The 15734-nt window shown below is 64.0% G+C and carries 18 protein-coding genes and 1 pseudogene; 8 read left to right on the forward strand and 11 right to left on the reverse strand.

Annotation, left to right across the window (positions count from 1 at the left end; genetic code table 11):
• The first annotated feature begins 13 nt into the window (after positions 1-13).
• On the forward strand, positions 14-559 hold the full coding sequence (locus ABIB27_RS09930) for a CGNR zinc finger domain-containing protein (RefSeq protein ID WP_354216938.1): 546 nt from the start codon (positions 14-16) through the stop codon (positions 557-559).
• Here the strand turns inward: ABIB27_RS09930 and ABIB27_RS09935 are convergent.
• From ABIB27_RS09935 to ABIB27_RS09945, 3 genes are all read right to left on the reverse strand, one after another.
• On the reverse strand, positions 556-921 hold the full coding sequence (locus tag ABIB27_RS09935) for a hypothetical protein (RefSeq protein ID WP_354216937.1): 366 nt from the start codon (positions 919-921) through the stop codon (positions 556-558). The two genes, ABIB27_RS09930 and ABIB27_RS09935, sit on opposite strands and share 4 nt — an antisense overlap.
• A 107-nt stretch (positions 922-1028) precedes the next feature.
• A complete protein-coding gene (locus tag ABIB27_RS09940; protein ID WP_354216936.1) occupies positions 1029-1619 on the reverse strand; it encodes a hypothetical protein in 591 nt (196 codons plus the stop codon).
• A gap of 25 nt (positions 1620-1644) precedes the next feature.
• Positions 1645-2994, reverse strand: coding sequence for an MATE family efflux transporter (locus tag ABIB27_RS09945; protein WP_354216935.1), 1350 nt, complete (start codon positions 2992-2994; stop codon positions 1645-1647).
• A 123-nt stretch (positions 2995-3117) separates the two neighbouring features.
• Between ABIB27_RS09945 and ABIB27_RS09950 the strand changes: the two are divergent.
• Positions 3118-3410 (forward strand): annotated as a pseudogene (locus tag ABIB27_RS09950) (DoxX family protein).
• 172 nt (positions 3411-3582) lie between these two features.
• Positions 3583-4551: an acyl-CoA thioesterase gene (locus ABIB27_RS09955; protein WP_354216934.1), complete on the forward strand. Its 969-nt coding sequence runs from the start codon at positions 3583-3585 to the stop codon at positions 4549-4551.
• 28 nt (positions 4552-4579) lie between these two features.
• Here ABIB27_RS09955 and dnaB read toward each other — a convergent pair whose 3' ends face one another.
• Complete coding sequence (gene dnaB / locus ABIB27_RS09960) at positions 4580-5962, reverse strand: replicative DNA helicase (RefSeq protein ID WP_354216933.1); 1383 nt, start codon at positions 5960-5962, stop codon at positions 4580-4582.
• A 669-nt stretch (positions 5963-6631) separates the two neighbouring features.
• On the opposite strand from dnaB, the gene ABIB27_RS09965 reads away from it, so the two are divergent.
• Complete coding sequence (locus ABIB27_RS09965; protein ID WP_354216932.1) at positions 6632-7087, forward strand: hypothetical protein; 456 nt, start codon at positions 6632-6634, stop codon at positions 7085-7087.
• A 2-nt stretch (positions 7088-7089) separates the two neighbouring features.
• Positions 7090-7662 carry a hypothetical protein gene (locus ABIB27_RS09970; protein ID WP_354216931.1) on the forward strand — a complete coding sequence of 191 codons (573 nt, stop codon included), beginning with the start codon at positions 7090-7092 and terminating at the stop codon, positions 7660-7662.
• Between the two features lie 16 nt (positions 7663-7678).
• On the opposite strand, the gene ABIB27_RS09975 is transcribed toward ABIB27_RS09970, so the two are convergent.
• The 7 genes from ABIB27_RS09975 to rpsF form a co-directional block, all read right to left on the reverse strand.
• Positions 7679-7942 carry a TFIIB-type zinc ribbon-containing protein gene (locus ABIB27_RS09975; RefSeq protein ID WP_354253843.1) on the reverse strand — a complete coding sequence of 88 codons (264 nt, stop codon included), beginning with the start codon at positions 7940-7942 and terminating at the stop codon, positions 7679-7681.
• A 71-nt stretch (positions 7943-8013) separates the two neighbouring features.
• Positions 8014-8640, reverse strand: a complete 627-nt coding sequence (locus ABIB27_RS09980) for a CE1759 family FMN reductase (protein WP_354216990.1) — start codon at positions 8638-8640, stop codon at positions 8014-8016.
• A gap of 91 nt (positions 8641-8731) precedes the next feature.
• Positions 8732-9586 carry a PhzF family phenazine biosynthesis protein gene (locus ABIB27_RS09985; RefSeq protein ID WP_354216989.1) on the reverse strand — a complete coding sequence of 285 codons (855 nt, stop codon included), beginning with the start codon at positions 9584-9586 and terminating at the stop codon, positions 8732-8734.
• A 264-nt stretch (positions 9587-9850) separates the two neighbouring features.
• On the reverse strand, positions 9851-10303 hold the full coding sequence (gene rplI / locus ABIB27_RS09990) for a 50S ribosomal protein L9 (RefSeq protein WP_354216930.1): 453 nt from the start codon (positions 10301-10303) through the stop codon (positions 9851-9853).
• Between the two features lie 17 nt (positions 10304-10320).
• Positions 10321-10560, reverse strand: coding sequence for a 30S ribosomal protein S18 (gene rpsR / locus ABIB27_RS09995; protein WP_003800144.1), 240 nt, complete (start codon positions 10558-10560; stop codon positions 10321-10323).
• A gap of 127 nt (positions 10561-10687) precedes the next feature.
• Positions 10688-11266 (reverse strand): single-stranded DNA-binding protein, encoded by a 579-nt coding sequence (locus ABIB27_RS10000; protein ID WP_354216929.1) that lies wholly within the window; start codon positions 11264-11266, stop codon positions 10688-10690.
• A 73-nt stretch (positions 11267-11339) separates the two neighbouring features.
• The gene (gene rpsF, locus ABIB27_RS10005; RefSeq protein WP_013602900.1) at positions 11340-11645 is read right to left on the reverse strand and encodes a 30S ribosomal protein S6; all 306 of its coding nucleotides are present in this window, start codon (positions 11643-11645) and stop codon (positions 11340-11342) included.
• Between the two features lie 274 nt (positions 11646-11919).
• Here rpsF and ABIB27_RS10010 point away from each other — a divergent pair, with 274 nt between their 5' ends.
• The 3 genes from ABIB27_RS10010 to ABIB27_RS10020 all read left to right on the forward strand — a co-directional run bounded on the left by ABIB27_RS10010 (position 11920) and on the right by ABIB27_RS10020 (position 15691).
• Positions 11920-12063, forward strand: coding sequence for a hypothetical protein (locus tag ABIB27_RS10010; protein ID WP_354253844.1), 144 nt, complete (start codon positions 11920-11922; stop codon positions 12061-12063).
• Between the two features lie 27 nt (positions 12064-12090).
• Positions 12091-12762 carry a DUF1345 domain-containing protein gene (locus ABIB27_RS10015; RefSeq protein ID WP_354216928.1) on the forward strand — a complete coding sequence of 224 codons (672 nt, stop codon included), beginning with the start codon at positions 12091-12093 and terminating at the stop codon, positions 12760-12762.
• Positions 12763-13000: 238 nt separating this feature from the next.
• Complete coding sequence (locus ABIB27_RS10020; protein ID WP_354216927.1) at positions 13001-15691, forward strand: AAA family ATPase; 2691 nt, start codon at positions 13001-13003, stop codon at positions 15689-15691.
• Positions 15692-15734 lie beyond the last annotated feature (43 nt).

The raw sequence follows: 15734 nt of genomic DNA on the forward strand, positions 1-15734 counted from the left end.
GTAAGGAGTCAAGGTGGTCTTTGCCCCTGACACCGAGATTGCCCTGCGCACCGTGGTCAACCTGATCAACACGGCCGCGAACGGGCGGGAAACGCTGGCCACCGGGGCGGATCTGGACCAGTTCCTTGAGGCCGAGCGGTTCAGCGGTTCCCGCACCCACAACGCGGCGGAAGTGGCCAGCGTCCACGGCCTGCGCAGCCAGTTGGCGGCGCTGTGGACTGCAAACGAAGACACTGCGGTGGCCGCGGTCAACCGGCTGCTGCGTGAGGCCAATGCCCTCCCCCAGCTTAAGAAGCATGACGGCTGGGACTGGCATCTGCACGCCACCACCAGGGAGGCTCCCCTCGCAGACCGGATGGGCACTGAGGCCGCCATGGCGCTGGTGGACGTCATCCGAAGCAAGGAGATGGACCGGCTGTTGGTCTGCGAAGCGGAGGACTGCGATGCGGTGGTGCTGGATCTCAGCCGCAACCGGTCGAAAAGGTACTGCGATACGGGGAACTGCGCCAACCGTGCTCACGTCGCGGCCTACCGCGCGCGGCAAGCCTCAGTGCGCTAGGAGTGGCCGGGGCCGTCGGCGTCCGGCGCCCCGGAGGTGCTGCCCTGCTGGCCCTGGCTGTGCCCGCCGAATCCATGCGATGACTTCTTGGCCGAACTTCGGTTGACCCCGGAGCCCTTGCCCAAGTGCTCGGCGTTTTCCTTGTGGCTCATGGAGAGCATGGCCGCTATGACCAGTGTGACAATGAAGGCGATGCCGGCGCCGGTGAAGGCAAGATCGAAACGCAGGGGGCGGGCACTGCCGCCGGAGGCAAAAATCAGCACTGAGACAAAAGTGAGGATGGCCCAGAACGCAGAAAACATCAGCGGCCCCTTCACCGAGGTCCGCAGCTTGCGCGGTTTGCCTGGTTTCTGGTCTGCCACGATAGTTCCTCTCCTACAGTCACGCCGCAATGGCCTGCTGGTTCGAATGTGGGCGGTGGTCCCGCCCAGTGCGATTTCTACACCGGGTAGAAACGTTTGCCTCTAGTTTACGGCGTTGGGGCGGCGGTCCGGGAATCGTGCCGCAAGGTCAGCCCGGACAGGACCCACAGCACGCCGGAGATGAGGGCGCCGCCGCCGGCGACGCCGAGCAGGGCATGGGCTCCCAGGCTGATGAAGAAAGGCAGTGTGGCCGCAGTGCCGAGTCCGATGATGCCCGAAGCCAGCCAGTCGCGGGCCAGCACGTGCCGGCCCCGGTTGCGGATGCCGCAGTAGATCTCCACCGCGCCTGCGAGGCCGAGGCCCAGTGCCGCGACGATGCCGAAGACCCTGTCGCCATGAAGCAGTATCAGCGCTGCGCCCGCACCGGTCAGCAAGGCCCCCGCGGCGGACAGCACCTTGCCGGGCATGAGGTCCCGGGCAAAGCCGGCCTTCGGGCTTCCCCAGAGCAGCAGAAGCCCCGTGGCCAGCAGGTACAGTCCGCCAGACCAGCCCATGGCCTCAATCGACGGGCCCGGCCAAAAAATCGTTACGGCACCGAAGACCAGTGCGGCCAGGGCACGGAGCAGTACCGGCATCCACAGGTCAGGCTGCTGGGCGGTGCCGGCGGCTGTGTCTACGGGTGTCTGGGGTTGGTTCACCGGTCCAGTTTAGTGGCCGCGGGTCCTAAGGCGAACCCAGCACCATCCAGCGGTCCGACCGGGCCCGGAGCCCCAGCGTCACAGCCCGGGCGGCCATATAGGCCAGGGCAAACGCAGCCCACAGCCAAACAAGCCCGGCGGCCCCCGTCACCCCGGAGACTGCCACCGCCACCAGCAGCGGAGCGTAGACGGCCAGGTTGGCCAGCCCGGCCAACGCCAGGTATTTGGCGTCACAGGCTCCGATCAGCACCCCATCCAGGACAAAAACGTAACCGGCGATGGGCTGGCCCGCCGCCAGGATCCACAGCGCGTACGTCAGCGCCGACTGGACGCCGGAGTCGGACGTGAAGAGCACCCCTGCCCACGGCGCAGCGACGGCCAGCATGGCCCCCGTCACCACACCGAAGCCGGCCCCCCAGCGGATCATTGTCCCGGTCAGCCGCCGCGCTTTTGCCGGGTTTGCTGCACCCAACTCCTTGCCGATCAGGGCCTGGGCGGCGATGGCCAGGGCGTCCAGGGCAAAAGCGAGGAAGGAGAAGATGGTCATGGCCAGCTGGTGCGCAGCGAGATTGACAGCGCCCTGGCCGGTGGCCACAAAGACGGTGGCAAGGATGGCGATGCGCAAGCTCAGCGTGCGGAGCATAAGCCACGAACCAACACGGGTCATGTTCCGGATGCCTCGCCAGTCTGGCAGCAGGCTGACGCCGTGGCGTGCCGCGTTCCGCTGGACCATCACCAGATAGACGGCGGCCATGGCCCATTGCGCCACACTCGTGCCTATTGCCGATCCGGCCACTGACCAGCCGAGGCCATAGACAAGCCACAGGTTAAGCACGATATTCAGGGTGAAGCCGGCGGTGGCCACCACCAGCGGCGTTCTGGTGTCCTGCAGACCGCGCAGAACGCCCGTGCCGGCAAAAATCAGCAACATAGCCACGAGCCCGGGCATGGACCAGCGAAGATAGTCCACGGCGAAGGTCCGCACGTCCCCCTCCGCCCCCATCACGGTCACCAGCGGTTCGGCGGCCCAGAACCCTGCCACCGCAAGAACAACCCCCAGCAGAAATGCCAGCCAGACGCCGTCGCGCCCTGCGGCGAGAGCCTTGCCCAACTGGCCGTGGCCCATTGCGCGGGCCACCGCCGGAGTAGTGGAGTAGGCCAGGAAAACCATCAGTCCGACGGCGGTGTGCACCACAGCGGAGGCCAGCCCCACTCCTGCCAGCTGGGCAACGCCCAGATGCCCAACGATGGCCGAATCTGCCAACAGAAAGAGGGGTTCGGCGATCAGCGCACCAAACGCCGGAATGGCCAGTCGCAGGATCTCCCGGGTGTGGCTCGTGGACCGTTCCACGGCAGGGGCGGATTGATTGGGCATCGAGCCAGTTTAACGACGTCGCCGGCGGGGCAACCGGGCTTCCGTGACGCCCAGCGTCATGACATGGAACACAAAACCGGTCATTAGTTGATACTTCAACCAATTATCCCGGACACTCGGACCATGAACCAGTCACGCCTCACCACCACTGCCCTGACCATCCTGCGCGTCGCCCTCGGATTCCTCTTTGCTGCCCACGGTTGGCAGAAGTTCAACGAGTGGACCATCGCCGGCACCCAGGCCGCGTTTGCCCAGATGGGCGTTCCTGCAGCGTCTTCGCCGACAAGGGCGGCTACGAACTGGTGCTGCTCCTTGGCGCCGCTGCCTTGGCCTTCGCCCTGACCGGCGCCGGCCGCATCTCCGTGGACCGCGCAGTGTTCGGCCGCATGAACAACAAACTGGCAGTCCTCGCCTAAGCACCCCTCCCCCCGGACGCTCTTTCACTTAGTGCGCGTCTGAACGCAACGCTCTCTCACTTTCGATTGAAAGTGAGAGAGCGTTTTATTTTTTAAGGCCCGTAAGTGGGAGAACGTCCGGCGGGGGCGTCACAAGTGGGGCGGAGCAGGGGGAACCCCTAAGGTGGGCAGCATGATTGAGACCGCGGCCAATTCCGTCACCCTTCGATTCCTGGCAGCACCCACGGATGTGGGCCACAGCGGCTCAGTGGACGCCGGGACCGTGCTTGAGTGGGTGGATAAGGCCGCCTATGCCGCCGCGGTGGGCTGGGCCAAGTCCTACTGCGTCACGGCCTACGTGGGGAACATCCACTTCGCGGACCCCGTGAACAGCGGCGACATGGTGGAGGTGGAAGCCACCATCGTGTACACCGGCCGTTCCTCCATGCACATCCGGACGGTGGTCTCTTCCGGCGACCCCAAGGGTGGCCCGGCTACCATGCGAAGCCAGTGCATGGTGATCTTTGTGGCGGTGGGCGACGACGGCAAGCCCATCCCAGTCAAGCAGTTCGACCCGGTGACCCCTCCCGAGATCGAGGAGCGCGATCACGCCCTGGCTCGGGTCAAAATCCGAGAACAGATCGTTGAAGCCATGAATGCCCAGGAATATACCGACGCCGGAACGGCCGAACGCGTAACGCTGCGGTTTATGGCGGCACCCACTGATGTGAATTGGGGGGGGAAAGTCCATGGCGGCATCGTGATGAAGTGGATCGATGAAGCAGCCTACGTCTGCGCTTCACGATACTGCGGGAGGGACACCGTGGCCGTGTTCTCCGGCGGCGTCCGCTTCTACCGACCGCTACTGATCGGCCATGTGGTGGAAGTCGAAGCACGGCTGGTCTACACCGGGACCAAAGGTATGCACATCGCCGTACACGTCCGCTCGGGAGACCCCAAGGGCGGAGAGTTGAATCTCACCACCTATTGCCTCACCGTGATGGTGGCGCGCGACGCCGACGGCAACTCAGTGCCCGTCCGGGCCTGGGTACCAGTCTCGGGGGAGGACAAGCGCCTGCATGCACACGCCCGCGAACTGCTTGAGATACGCGGGACCGCCCCGGGGAACCGGCTGCCCAACCACCTGCTGTCACCGGGCTAAGCCGGCGGGCTACTGCAGGGGCCGGTCCCTAGAAGCCGCCGCCTCCGGCGTCGGCCGCCATGTTGGCGAAGCGCGAGTAGTGGCCCTGGAAGGCCACCACGATGTCCTTCGTGGGACCGTTGCGGTGCTTGGCGATCAAGATGTCCGCCTCACCGGCACGCGGTGACTCCTTGTCATAGACGTCTTCGCGGTGCAACAGGATCACCATGTCCGCGTCCTGCTCGATGGAGCCGGATTCGCGGAGGTCAGAGACCATGGGCCGCTTGTCCTGGCGCTGCTCGGAGCCACGGTTCAGCTGCGAGAGTGCGATGACCGGGACCTGGAGCTCCTTGGCCAGAAGCTTGAGCGCACGCGAGAATTCGGAGACTTCCTGCTGGCGGGACTCCACCTTTTTGCCGGAGCTCATGAGCTGCAGGTAGTCCAGAATCACGAGCTTGAGATCGTGCTGCTGCTTGAGGCGGCGGCATTTGGCCCTGATTTCCATCAGCGACATATTGGGGCTGTCGTCGATGAAAAGCGGGGCGTCGTTCATCCGGCCCATGGTGGTGGCGATTTTGGACCATTGTTCGTCCTTGATGGTGCCCTTGCGCAGATCCTGGAGCCCAATGGTTGCTTCGGCGGAGAGGAGGCGCATGGCGATTTCGTTCCGGCCCATTTCGAGCGAGAACATCACGGTGGCCAGGTTGTTCTTGATCGCTGCTGACCGGGCGAAGTCCAGGGCGAACGTGGACTTACCGACGGCGGGGCGGGCTGCGATGACAATCATCTGGCCCGGGTGGAGGCCGTGGGTGAGCTCATCGAGCTCATAGAAGCCCGTGGGCACGCCTGTCATGCCTTCGCCGCGGTGGCCGGACGCTTCGATCTCGTCCACCGTGGCTTCCATGACGTCTTTGAGGACCACATAGTCCTCGGCGGTGCGTCGCTCAGCCACGGCGTAGACCTCGGCCTGCGCCTGGTTGACCAGGTCCTCCACTTCGCCGTCGGAGCCGTAGCCCAGCTGGACGATCTTGGTACCGGCGTTAACCAGGCGGCGCAGGACGGCGCGCTCTGCGACGATCTCGGCGTAGTAACCCGCGTTGGCTGCGGTGGGGACAGTCTGGATCAGTTCGTGCAGGTAGGCGGGGCCGCCGATCCTATTGATCTCTGCACGCTTGGTCAGTTCGTCCGAGACCGTGACGGCGTCCGCGGGCTCGCCGCGGCCGTAGAGGTCGATGATGGCCTCGTAGATGGTCTCGTGCGCGGGCCGGTAGAAGTCCTGGCCCCGGAGGATCTCCACAACATCGGCAATGGCATCCTTGGACAGCATCATGCCACCGAGGACGGACTGCTCCGCCGGAATGTCCTGGGGAGGTTTTCGGCTGGCTTCCGAACCGCGGGTGCCCTCGATCGAGTCCAGGTGCGTTACTGACAAAGCTGCCGTCCTCCGTTGTGCCGCTGATGCGGCGGGTAAGCCATTTATCCTGTGGGGACCGTCCTGCGGAACTTCCACAAAGCGGCGTACATTCAGGTCTACCAGTGCCCACTGACATCGACGACCGTCCCTGCCTACAGAGAATCAGCGCGGCGGGCGCAGGAGTTATCCCCACAATCCACAGGTTATCCACAGAAGGTACCGCACCATGGGCGGGACCTGGCCCGTTGCTGGTCCCACCTCAAGGCAGCGGGGTTCCCTCGCTCCCCAAAAACAGGTATCCCGCAACGGTAGCCGCCCCTGCCTCAGCCTCCAAGCCAGCCATCGTCGGGGCCTGTGGATAACCTGTGCACTACATGGCACAGCTTGTGCACAGCCTGTGCATGAACCTGTGGATACAAAAAAACTTTTGCGCCAACCGGGCATCTGACCTGCGGAAACGTTCTCAGAGCATGTGGACTAAATATTCTTTTCGGGAACCTTCATCCACAGCTTGCAGCACGGCTCTGTTGAAACGCGGGCGGCTTTGGGGGCACCGCGGCGCCCATTCAGGCGGTGTTGGTGATGAACCCCCCAGGTGGCGGAGATGTTTTGACGGTAGGGCCGAACGGATGTATGCAATGGGAAGAATGTGCTGTGGATAACAGCCATCTGACATAAGCTCTAAGCATGGGCGACATACTGATGGTGTTATTGCCTGCCGGAATACTGGTGGCAGTTCTATGGACGCTCGCAACAGCTCTCCGGCCGCGCGATTCCGGGACCTCGGACGCGGAAAAGTACCAGCAGGACCTCGCCAGGCGCTCGGCAGAGCACTATGCCGAGCAGGTACGGGTGGCAACGGCAGTGCGTGCCCGCCTCGAAGCCAATACCCGGCCAAGCCAGAATGAGCAGCAGCAGTCCCAGCAGGAAGACCACGCCCGCGCGGCACGGAATGCCCAGTCCGGGCCGGGGGCCGGTCCCTATGGCCAACTGGCTCTCCCTGGCGGGCAGCTGGATCCACAGCTGGCCATGCAGCTGCAGATGATGGCGCGCGACGGGCATAAGATCCAGGCCATTAAACTCCTGCGCCAAGCAACCCACACAGACCTGGCCACCGCCAAGAAGTACATAGATCGGCTTTAGAAATGGAATCGCTCGTGATCCCCGTCATCATCCTTGCGGTCGTGGCCGCCGGCGTAGCCCTGGCAGCCCGCGCGCTTGGCAAACGGCGGGCTCCCGCCAGCCAGGCCGGAACCGCCCCGGCGCCGGACGCAACCGAGCTGGCGCGCATAGCCGCCGCCAAGCTCAGCGAAGCCCAGCACCGCAGGCTGTACGCGCTGATTGCCCAGGGGCAGGCGATGGCGGCCATCAAGCTCTACTACGAGTCCACGGGGGACGGCCTGAGGGCCTCCCGGGACGCTGTGGGGGCGCTGGCCGCCCACCCGCAGCCCTACCGGCGCCCCGATGCCAAGGCTGAGGACGTGGAACCCGACGACGATGACACGCCCCAGCGGTTCCCGTACCGCTACCGTGCCATTGCCAGCAAAGGCGACGTGACGCGTGAGGTCAGCAGCAACATGCTCAACGATGAGATCTACGGACGGATCCGCACGCTGGCGCGCAGTGGAGACGCTGAGGGCGCCGCCACGGCACTGACGAAACACTCTGATATTTCCCTCAAGCAGGCCCGCGAGTTCATCGCCCTCCTGGACGATTAGAAGTCGAACAGGTAGCTTAGCCACCCTTCCTTCGTCTTGGGCTGCCTGCGGTCGTAGTCGCGGTCATGTTCCTGCTTGCCGTATTTGTGGTCATCCTAGCGCCGCTGGTCGTACGGCGCCTCGTCGGACCGCGGCTGCTCGCGGCGCGGGGCGCCGCCGGAGCGCTGGCGCCCATGGTGGCATTGGCGCGGTCGATGATCTTGTCCAGCTCTCCGCGGTCCAACCAGACGCCACGGCACTGTGGGCGGTAATCGATCTCCACTCCGCTGCGCTCACTCATGATCAGGTCAATTGAATCGACCGGCGGCAGCAATTAGTTCGGCAGCCTGAACCGGAGGCGGCAGGTAGGTCCTACCGTCCGCCGGAGATGCCCGCCAGGAGCTGCTCAAAAGGCAAGGACTCCGCCGCTGCGGGCTTCAAGCCGGGCTGCGCGCCTTTCAGGAGCCCGGCAAACTCCGATGCTGCCCGCTCCACGCGGTCCGAAAGCGGTGATCCGCCGTCGTCGGTGTGTCCCCAATCCTGGGGGCCGGCGAAAACGGCCGTGGCGGCCATCCGGGTACGCAAGTAGCTGAACAGCGGACGCATGGCATATTCGAGGACCATCTGGTGGCGGTCCGTGCCGCCGGTGGCGCCCAGCAGGACAGCTTTGCCTTCCAGGGACTTGGGGTCCAGGACGTCGATGAAGGATTTGAAGAGGCCGCTGTAGGACGCGCTGAACACCGGGCTGACAGCGATGATGCCCTCGGAAGCCCCGACGCCGGCGATGACCTCTGCCAGACGCGGAGCCGCGTAGCCCGTGACGAAGTTGTTCGCGATGTCCACCGCGAGATCCCTGAGTTCGACGACGTCCACGGTCACCTCGTAGCCAGCGTCCGCCAAGTGGTGCTCTGCGGCAGCAGCGAGCTGGTCGGCGAGCAGCCGGCTCGACGACGGCACGCCCAGGCCGGCGGACAGTACAGTGATGCGGCGGGTTTCCACCATGGACTCCTCAGATTCGGAACAGTTACACAATGCATGTGTTTGCATGTACTGAGGTAGCCGGCGATGCGCGGTGTTTATTCCAGCGGGATTACAGCAGCACTGTTCCGCTGATACACGTGGTGGAGTTGCCGCCCACCCAGACGTCGCCGGTGGCAGCGTGCACGTGGACGCGGCCCGCCCGGCCCAGCACGGTACCCTGCGCGGCCGTATACGACGACGGCGCCCGGCCACTGCCGATCAGCCATTGAGCCGCGCCGGCATTGAAGCTGCCCGTAACCGGGTCCTCGGCAGCGGCATCGCCCGGGATGAATGTCCGCACTTCATAGTCAGATCCAGTGTCCCCGGTGTGCGGCCCGATCACGCCCACGTTCAGGTCGTCCAGGGCACCAAAGTCGGGCCTGATGCCGAGCACCTGCCCGGCGGATTCCAGGAGCACGCCGATCCATTGGGGCCCGTTCACCAGCCAAGAGGCATCCAGAAGTTCATGGCGGGGCAGGCGAAGACCTTGGGCGATCCGCGCCATGTCCGCTTCAGCCACCGGTCCGGTGCGCGTCAGGGGCGGCGCCGCGAACGCCAGCCGCCCGCCGTCGCGCTTCACACAGACCAGTCCGGCCCCACATTCCTGGACCAGCACGCCGTCTTGCTTGGGGACGCCGCCGGCTTCCAGCCATGCATGGGCCGAACCCAGTGTGGGATGGCCTGCGAAAGGGAACTCCTCGTGGGCAGTGAAAATCCGGACGCGGTAGTCGGCCTCAGGATGCGTGGGCGGCAGAAGGAAGGTGGTCTCTGGGAGATTGGTCCAGTTGGCAAACTGCTGCATCTGCTCTGTGCCGAGGTCTTCGGCGTCAACAACTACTGCGACGGGATTGCCCCGGTATGGTTCGGCCGTGAACACGTCCACCTGGGTGAACGGACGACGGCGGCGGGCGGGGGCAGGATTCAGGCTCACCGCGGCAGGCTATCACCCGTGGCGGTGCGGCTGACAAACGGCCCGGGCACCGCCAGACTTCCGGCATGGCTGAAAACAAACCCACGCAACCGGCGCGTCAGTGGACGAGTTCCTGGCCTCCTGACGTAGCAACGCGGGGTCAGTTAGCGCCACTTTGCCGGCTAAAAATGGGCCTCATCTGACCCGCGTTGCATAAGGGAGGCATAAGAAAACCCCCGCCGCCGGATTCCGGCAACGGGGGTCTTCAAGCAGTAAAGACTACTTACCTGCGACTACGTCGAGTTCGATCACAGCAGCAACGTCAGCGTGGAGGCGGACGTTGGCCTGGTAGGAACCGACCGACTTGATGTGTGCCGGCAGTTCAACCTTGCGCTTGTCGATTTTGCCAAGGCCAGCGGCCTCAACAGCGTCGGCTACGTCGGCCTGCTTGACGGTGCCGAACAGGCGTCCGGTCTCGCCAGCCTTGACAACGAGCTTGACCGGCTTGGCGGAGAGAGCAGCGGCCTGCTTCTGAGCATCTTCCAAGGAAGCGTGCTCGCGGGCGGCACGGGCAGTCTTGATGGACTCAACCTGCTTCTCGCCACCCTTCGACCAGGTCAGGGCGAAGTTGCGGGGCAGCAGGTAGTTACGTGCGTAACCGTCCTTGACCTCCACAACGTCGCCAGCAGCACCGAGACCGGTTACTTCGTGGGTCAGAATGAGCTTTGCCATGTTAGTTAATCCCTTCCTTAGCCGCGGCCAGCGCCGGAGTAAGGCAGCAGAGCAACTTCGCGGGCGTTCTTGATTGCCTGGGCGATCTTGCGCTGTTCCTGCACCGTGACGCCAGTGACGCGACGGGCGCGGATCTTTCCGCGGTCGGAGATGAACTTGCGCAGCAATGCTACGTCCTTGTAGTCGATGACAGTGATGTCAGCGGCCTTCAAGGGGTTGGACTTTGGTTTGGGCTTACGGAGTTCAGCCTTAGCCATCGTGGAGCTCCTATTCTATGGAGCCCGTGGATATTGATCCACGGGATGGTGGTGGTCCGACGGCGGCAGTCGCCTGGTGCCTTGCGGCAACCGGGCGGTCCCGGCGTCGGACCTGAATTTTTGGTGGTTAGAAGGGAGGTTCGGAATCGGGGCCGTTGCCCCAGCCGCCTGCGTTGGAGACACCGGGCGTTGCCCAGGGATCCTCCTGTGCAGCCTGCTGGTTGCCGCCACCGGAGCCGCCACCGGAGTTGCCGCCCTGGTTTCCACCAGAGTTGCCGCCGCCGAAGCCACCGCCGCTGTTGCCGCCGCCGAAGCCGCCCTGACCACCCTGGCCGCCGGAGCGCTGGGTGCGGTTGACCTTGGCATTGGCGTAGCGCAGGCTCGGGCCGATTTCATCGACTTCGAGCTCGATAACGGTGCGCTTTTCGCCTTCTTTTGTTTCGTAGGAACGGCTCTTCAAACGGCCGGAAACGATCACGCGCATGCCCTTGGTGAGGGATTCGGCGACGTTCTCGGCTGCTTCACGCCACACCGCTGCGCGGAGGAACAGGGTTTCCCCGTCCTTCCACTCATTGGACTGGCGGTCAAAGGTGCGTGGGGTGGAAGCGATGGTGAAGTTCGCTACTGCCGAACCTGACGGTGTGAACCGCAATTCCGGGTCATTGGTGAGATTACCGATGACCGTAATGGTGGTCTCGCCTGCCATCTACTGCCTCCTTGTTCGATCCTGGGTGAAGAATTCGATCCTGCGGGGTGAAGAATGAAAATCGGAGCTGAAATTATTCAGCAACGACCTTCTGCTCTTCGGGGCGGGTGATCTTGGTGCGCATGATGGTCTCGTTAAGAGACAGCTGGCGGTCAAGTTCCTTGGCGGTCTCCGGCTTGGCGGTGAAGTTCACCACGGCGTAGATACCTTCAGACTTCTTCTTGATTTCGTAAGCCAGTCGACGACGGCCCCAGATGTCAACCTTTTCGATGGTTCCACCATCGTTGGTGATGACGTTCAGGAACTTCTGAAGCGACGGCTCAACGGTACGCTCTTCGACCTCGGGGTCGATGATTACCATCAATTCGTAAGGACGCATATGTGAACCCACCTCCTTTGGGCTAAGCGGTTACGGCATTTCCGTAACAGGAGGTTCATTTGCGATGCCATGCATGCCCGGCCAACGGAACGGAGGCAGGGCGCAGCACAGACTTCAATATCTTAGTGCATTTGGACCGGATAGGCGATTCGCGCTTGACTCAAGGCTAGGCGCCGTGGTGGCAAGGCGGAAGCCGGAGCGCGGCTATGTGGAAAACCCGTGGCCACAAACCGGCTGTCGGGGTTTCTGTGGATAACTCAGCACCAAAGGCCCGATGTGGCTAGCCTTAAACCCAAGCGTCAGGGCCGTCCGGCGCATCACATTGCTGAACAAGGACATCAACAAGGACATCAACGAGGGAACCCGCAACTATGCGCCTTTCGGCACGGCAACCGGAGGTAAAGAACGCACCTCGTGACCGAGGCCGGCGTGGCATGATCTCCTTATGACCGGCACCTCATCCAGCCACCCACCCACGTCGCCACGGGCCAAGCGCGCCTTGTGGCGATTCCTGGCAATGGTCGTCGCGGGCGTCGTAGCCGGATTGGCCACCGGCCTGTGGGGCGAATGGATCTACGCTCCGGCCGTGGGCTGGGCGGTGGCGGCGGGTGTCTACAGCCTCTTCGTGTGGATAGTCATCAGCCCCATGAACGCCGAACAGACAGCACGACACGCCCGGGAAGAAGATCCGCGACGTGCCACCGCCGATTTTCTCATCCTCTGCGCCGCGGTGGGCTCGCTTGCGGCGTTTGTCCTGGTGATGTTCGGAGCCAAGGACGCGCAGGGCCTGGACAAGTTCCTGCTCGCCCTGCTTGCCCTGCTGGGGGCCGTCTTTTCGTGGCTGCTGGTGCATACGCTGTTCACGTTGCGCTACGCGGAGGTGTATTACACCGCTGGGCCGCCCCGCGGGATCAACTTCAACCAGGACGAACCGCCGCAGTACGCGGATTTCGCATACATGGCGTTCAGCATGGGCATGACATACCAGGTCTCGGACACTTCCATCACCACCAGGGAGATGAGGTCTGCAGCTTTGCGGCACAGTCTGCTGTCGTATGTCTTCGGCGTCGGGATTCTGGCCACCACCATCAACCTGGTGGTAGGCCTCGCCGCCTAAAGCCGGTGGTCCGGGCCCACGCCGCTAAGGTGAGTACCAGCCGCACACCCTAGGTGGTGTACCTAGTTCTTTGCGTCAACTAATACTGTGGTGCGGCCCAATCCTTGGAGGTTAGATTGTGATCCATCGGCTGGGAACCGTGAAGTTGGCCCGCAGTCAGGCAGTTGGCTGGACGGCCTCGACGTGGGTGTAGTTCAAAGCAGGTAATAGGTCTCATTCTTCGATGGATGGGGGCTTTATGTCGTTAATTGGCCGGAGCAAGGAGTTGGACCGGATCCTCGCGGTGATCCGGGGTCCGAAGGAATCTGCCCTCACGGTTGTGGGTGGGCGGGGAATGGGCAAGTCCGCGCTGTTGGCTGCGATCCCGCGGCTTTCCGATCACCAGACCGTCTTTCTGCGGGCAAGCGCATCGGAGTCGGACTGGCCACTCTCAGGCCTGACAGCGCTGCTGAACGGGATCGATGACCCGGTCCTTGGCCGGTTTGCCGAGGAGCTGCTGCAGAACTCAGCCGGCGCCACGGATGTCTCCGCAGTCGCCACAATGCTGCTCAACAGGCTTCATCAGCGGTCGTCCTCACGGACCGTCGTTGTGGTGGACGATGCAGACCAGCTTGATCCCAGCAGCCAGGCCGTCATCGGGTTCCTCGCGCGCCGCCTGTCCGGAACGGACATAGTTCTCTTCGCCGGCGTCCGGAATGAGGTGCCGGACAGCCCCTTCGGCAGCCTCCCAGCACTGCATCTGATGGCCCTGAACTACAACGACACCGTCCGGATGCTGGAATCGATCCCGGCGCGGCAGACTGCGCCGACGGCGGTCCATGCGGTCGCCGCCGCAACCCAAGGGAACCCGCTCGCCGCCGTCGAGCTATACACGTGCCTGCTGGAACGCCATGCCGAGGGCAAATACGCGCTGCCCATTCCACTGCCCTGCAAAGGAAGCTTTGAATCCGAGTTCGCCGCGACGGTGGGCGCCCTCACTCCAGCTGCCCGGCAAGCCCTTGATTTGATGTCGCTTTCCTGCCGAAGCGACATTGCCACGCTGGAGAACGTCTACAGCGAACTGTGGACAGGTGTGGATGAGCTCCTGGCCAACGGCATAGTCAGCCGCTCCGGTCCCCACCTGCGGATCCAGGACCAGCTCCTGCGTGGATATGTTTTCGCCGCCATGACACCGTCGGTCCGCACAGCCAACCACCGCTCGCTCGCGGAAGCAGCCGGTGAGACCGACCAGTACGCGCGCCGGTGGCATCTGAGCTTCAGCTCGCTGGAACGCCAGACCCCGTTCGGCCTCCTTCGGTTTGCTGTTGACCTGATCCGCAGCGGGGACGTGTCCTTCGCCGTGGAGTACATCGAGCGCGCCCTGACCATCAACCCATGGGAAGCAGAAACGGCGGCGCGGCTCACAACCCTGGCTGAGCTGCTGTTCAACCGCGGTGAACTTGTCTACGCGAAGCGTTACCTGGACTGGGCCCGCAGGGTGACGCGCAACCCGGCCCTGATTATGCGGCTGACCGGACTGGCCTTCGAGATCCAGTTCATCCAGGGTGCCACGGTGCGGTCCAACATGGTGCTGCGCCTGGTCAAGGAGTTCGGGCAGCACGACCCCGCATATGCCGCCACGCTGTTGGGCGTCGGTTCACTCTTTTACGCCGAGCGGTGGGAGGTGGACGACGCCGTCAGCTTGCTCCGCCACGCCGAAGAGTTCCGGGACGCCGCCTCCAAGGAATGCCTCGCGGTGGCTGACCGCGCCAAGCTCCTGATCGAGGCCATCAAGGGGACCCCGGCGCAACAGGGCCGCAAACACGACGCCGGCAGTGGCACCGTGGCCGGCCTGTTGGTGCAGGGCCGCGCCCTGACCTACGGCGAGCACCATGAACTTGCCCAGGAGGCCTTCGCGATGGTGCGGAGCTCCGTTGAGGCCAGCAGCATCAACTGGCGGGAAACCGCAGAATACTTCGCCGTGGACAACGAGATCCGCGCGGGGAATGTCGGGAAGGCCGTCCGGCTCATCGAAGACCTCGAACTCACCGAGCCCGAAACCAAATACCACCGGGGGATGCGGCACATTTTCCGGGTGTGGCGGGCACATTCGCTGGGCGACGAGGCGCTGGCGCAACTGTATTTTGCCGATGCCCAGCATTTCGCCGGAGCGGACAGCCATCCGGCAATCACGGCCCAGCTGGCGGCCTGCCAAGGCCACTTCGCGCTGATGCGGGGAAACCTGGCCGAGTCCTCCGCCCAACTCTCACGCGCCGCGGAGATCGGCATGAGATTCAGTAATCCCACGCTGCTGCGCTGCGAAGCGGATCTTGTGGAAGTCCTGATCCGGCTGGGCCGGCACCGCGAAGCCACCGCTGCCCTTTACCGGCTGGAGAGCCGGGCCGTCGGCTTGAGGTCGCCTTGGCTGCTCATGGCTGTGGCCCGCAGCCGGGCCATGCTGGCCGACGGGGAGCAGTCGGTTCAACTGTTCAACCACGCACTTGAGAGCAGGAGCGGCCACGATTCGCTGCTGGAGCGGGCCAGGACTTTGCTTTGCTTCGCAGAGCGGCTGGGCGCCCTGGGCCGGCTGCGGGAATCCAGGGACGGCCTGCTGCGCGCAAAGGTGATGTTTGACGAGGCCGGCGCCGCTGCCTGGACGCAGCATGTTGATTCCCTGCTGCTTGACGAGCGGGTGGAACCGGCGCGCACGCCTGGAAACCCGGCCTTGCTGATGCTCGTCGACCACGAACGCGCCCTCGCGCAGATGGTGGCCCGCGGCATGCGCAACAAGGAAATCGCCGCCACACTGTTCGTCTCCATCCGGACCGTGGAGGTGCGCCTTACAGCCATCTACCGCAAGCTTGGAGTGGAATCGCGGGCGCAGCTGACGGCCTTGGCCGCCGGGAAAGCAGCCGCCCGGCGGGAACCGTACGTTCTGCCTGTCATCTAGGCATGCGCCCAGTTTGCAGCTACCCGCAGTTTCCGCAATGTTC

It is taken from the genome of Arthrobacter sp. UYEF21 (assembly GCF_040546085.1).
In the GTDB taxonomy this organism is placed as follows: Bacteria; Actinomycetota; Actinomycetes; order Actinomycetales; family Micrococcaceae; genus Arthrobacter.

Bases quoted from the DNA above. Each gene is read 5' to 3' on its own strand.
- ABIB27_RS09945 (WP_354216935.1), bottom strand. From the start codon at position 2,994: ATGCCCAATCAATCCGCCCCTGCCGTGGAACGGTCCACGAGCCACACC.
- ABIB27_RS09955 (WP_354216934.1), top strand. From the start codon at position 3,583: ATGATTGAGACCGCGGCCAATTCCGTCACCCTTCGATTCCTGGCAGCA.
- ABIB27_RS09965 (WP_354216932.1), top strand. From the start codon at position 6,632: ATGGGCGACATACTGATGGTGTTATTGCCTGCCGGAATACTGGTGGCA.
- ABIB27_RS09970 (WP_354216931.1), top strand. From the start codon at position 7,090: ATGGAATCGCTCGTGATCCCCGTCATCATCCTTGCGGTCGTGGCCGCC.
- ABIB27_RS09975 (WP_354253843.1), bottom strand. From the start codon at position 7,942: ATGAGTGAGCGCAGCGGAGTGGAGATCGATTACCGCCCACAGTGCCGT.
- rplI (WP_354216930.1), bottom strand. From the start codon at position 10,303: ATGGCAAAGCTCATTCTGACCCACGAAGTAACCGGTCTCGGTGCTGCT.
- rpsR (WP_003800144.1), bottom strand. From the start codon at position 10,560: ATGGCTAAGGCTGAACTCCGTAAGCCCAAACCAAAGTCCAACCCCTTG.
- ABIB27_RS10000 (WP_354216929.1), bottom strand. From the start codon at position 11,266: ATGGCAGGCGAGACCACCATTACGGTCATCGGTAATCTCACCAATGAC.
- rpsF (WP_013602900.1), bottom strand. From the start codon at position 11,645: ATGCGTCCTTACGAATTGATGGTAATCATCGACCCCGAGGTCGAAGAG.
- ABIB27_RS10010 (WP_354253844.1), top strand. From the start codon at position 11,920: ATGTGGCTAGCCTTAAACCCAAGCGTCAGGGCCGTCCGGCGCATCACA.
- ABIB27_RS10015 (WP_354216928.1), top strand. From the start codon at position 12,091: ATGACCGGCACCTCATCCAGCCACCCACCCACGTCGCCACGGGCCAAG.
- ABIB27_RS10020 (WP_354216927.1), top strand. From the start codon at position 13,001: ATGTCGTTAATTGGCCGGAGCAAGGAGTTGGACCGGATCCTCGCGGTG.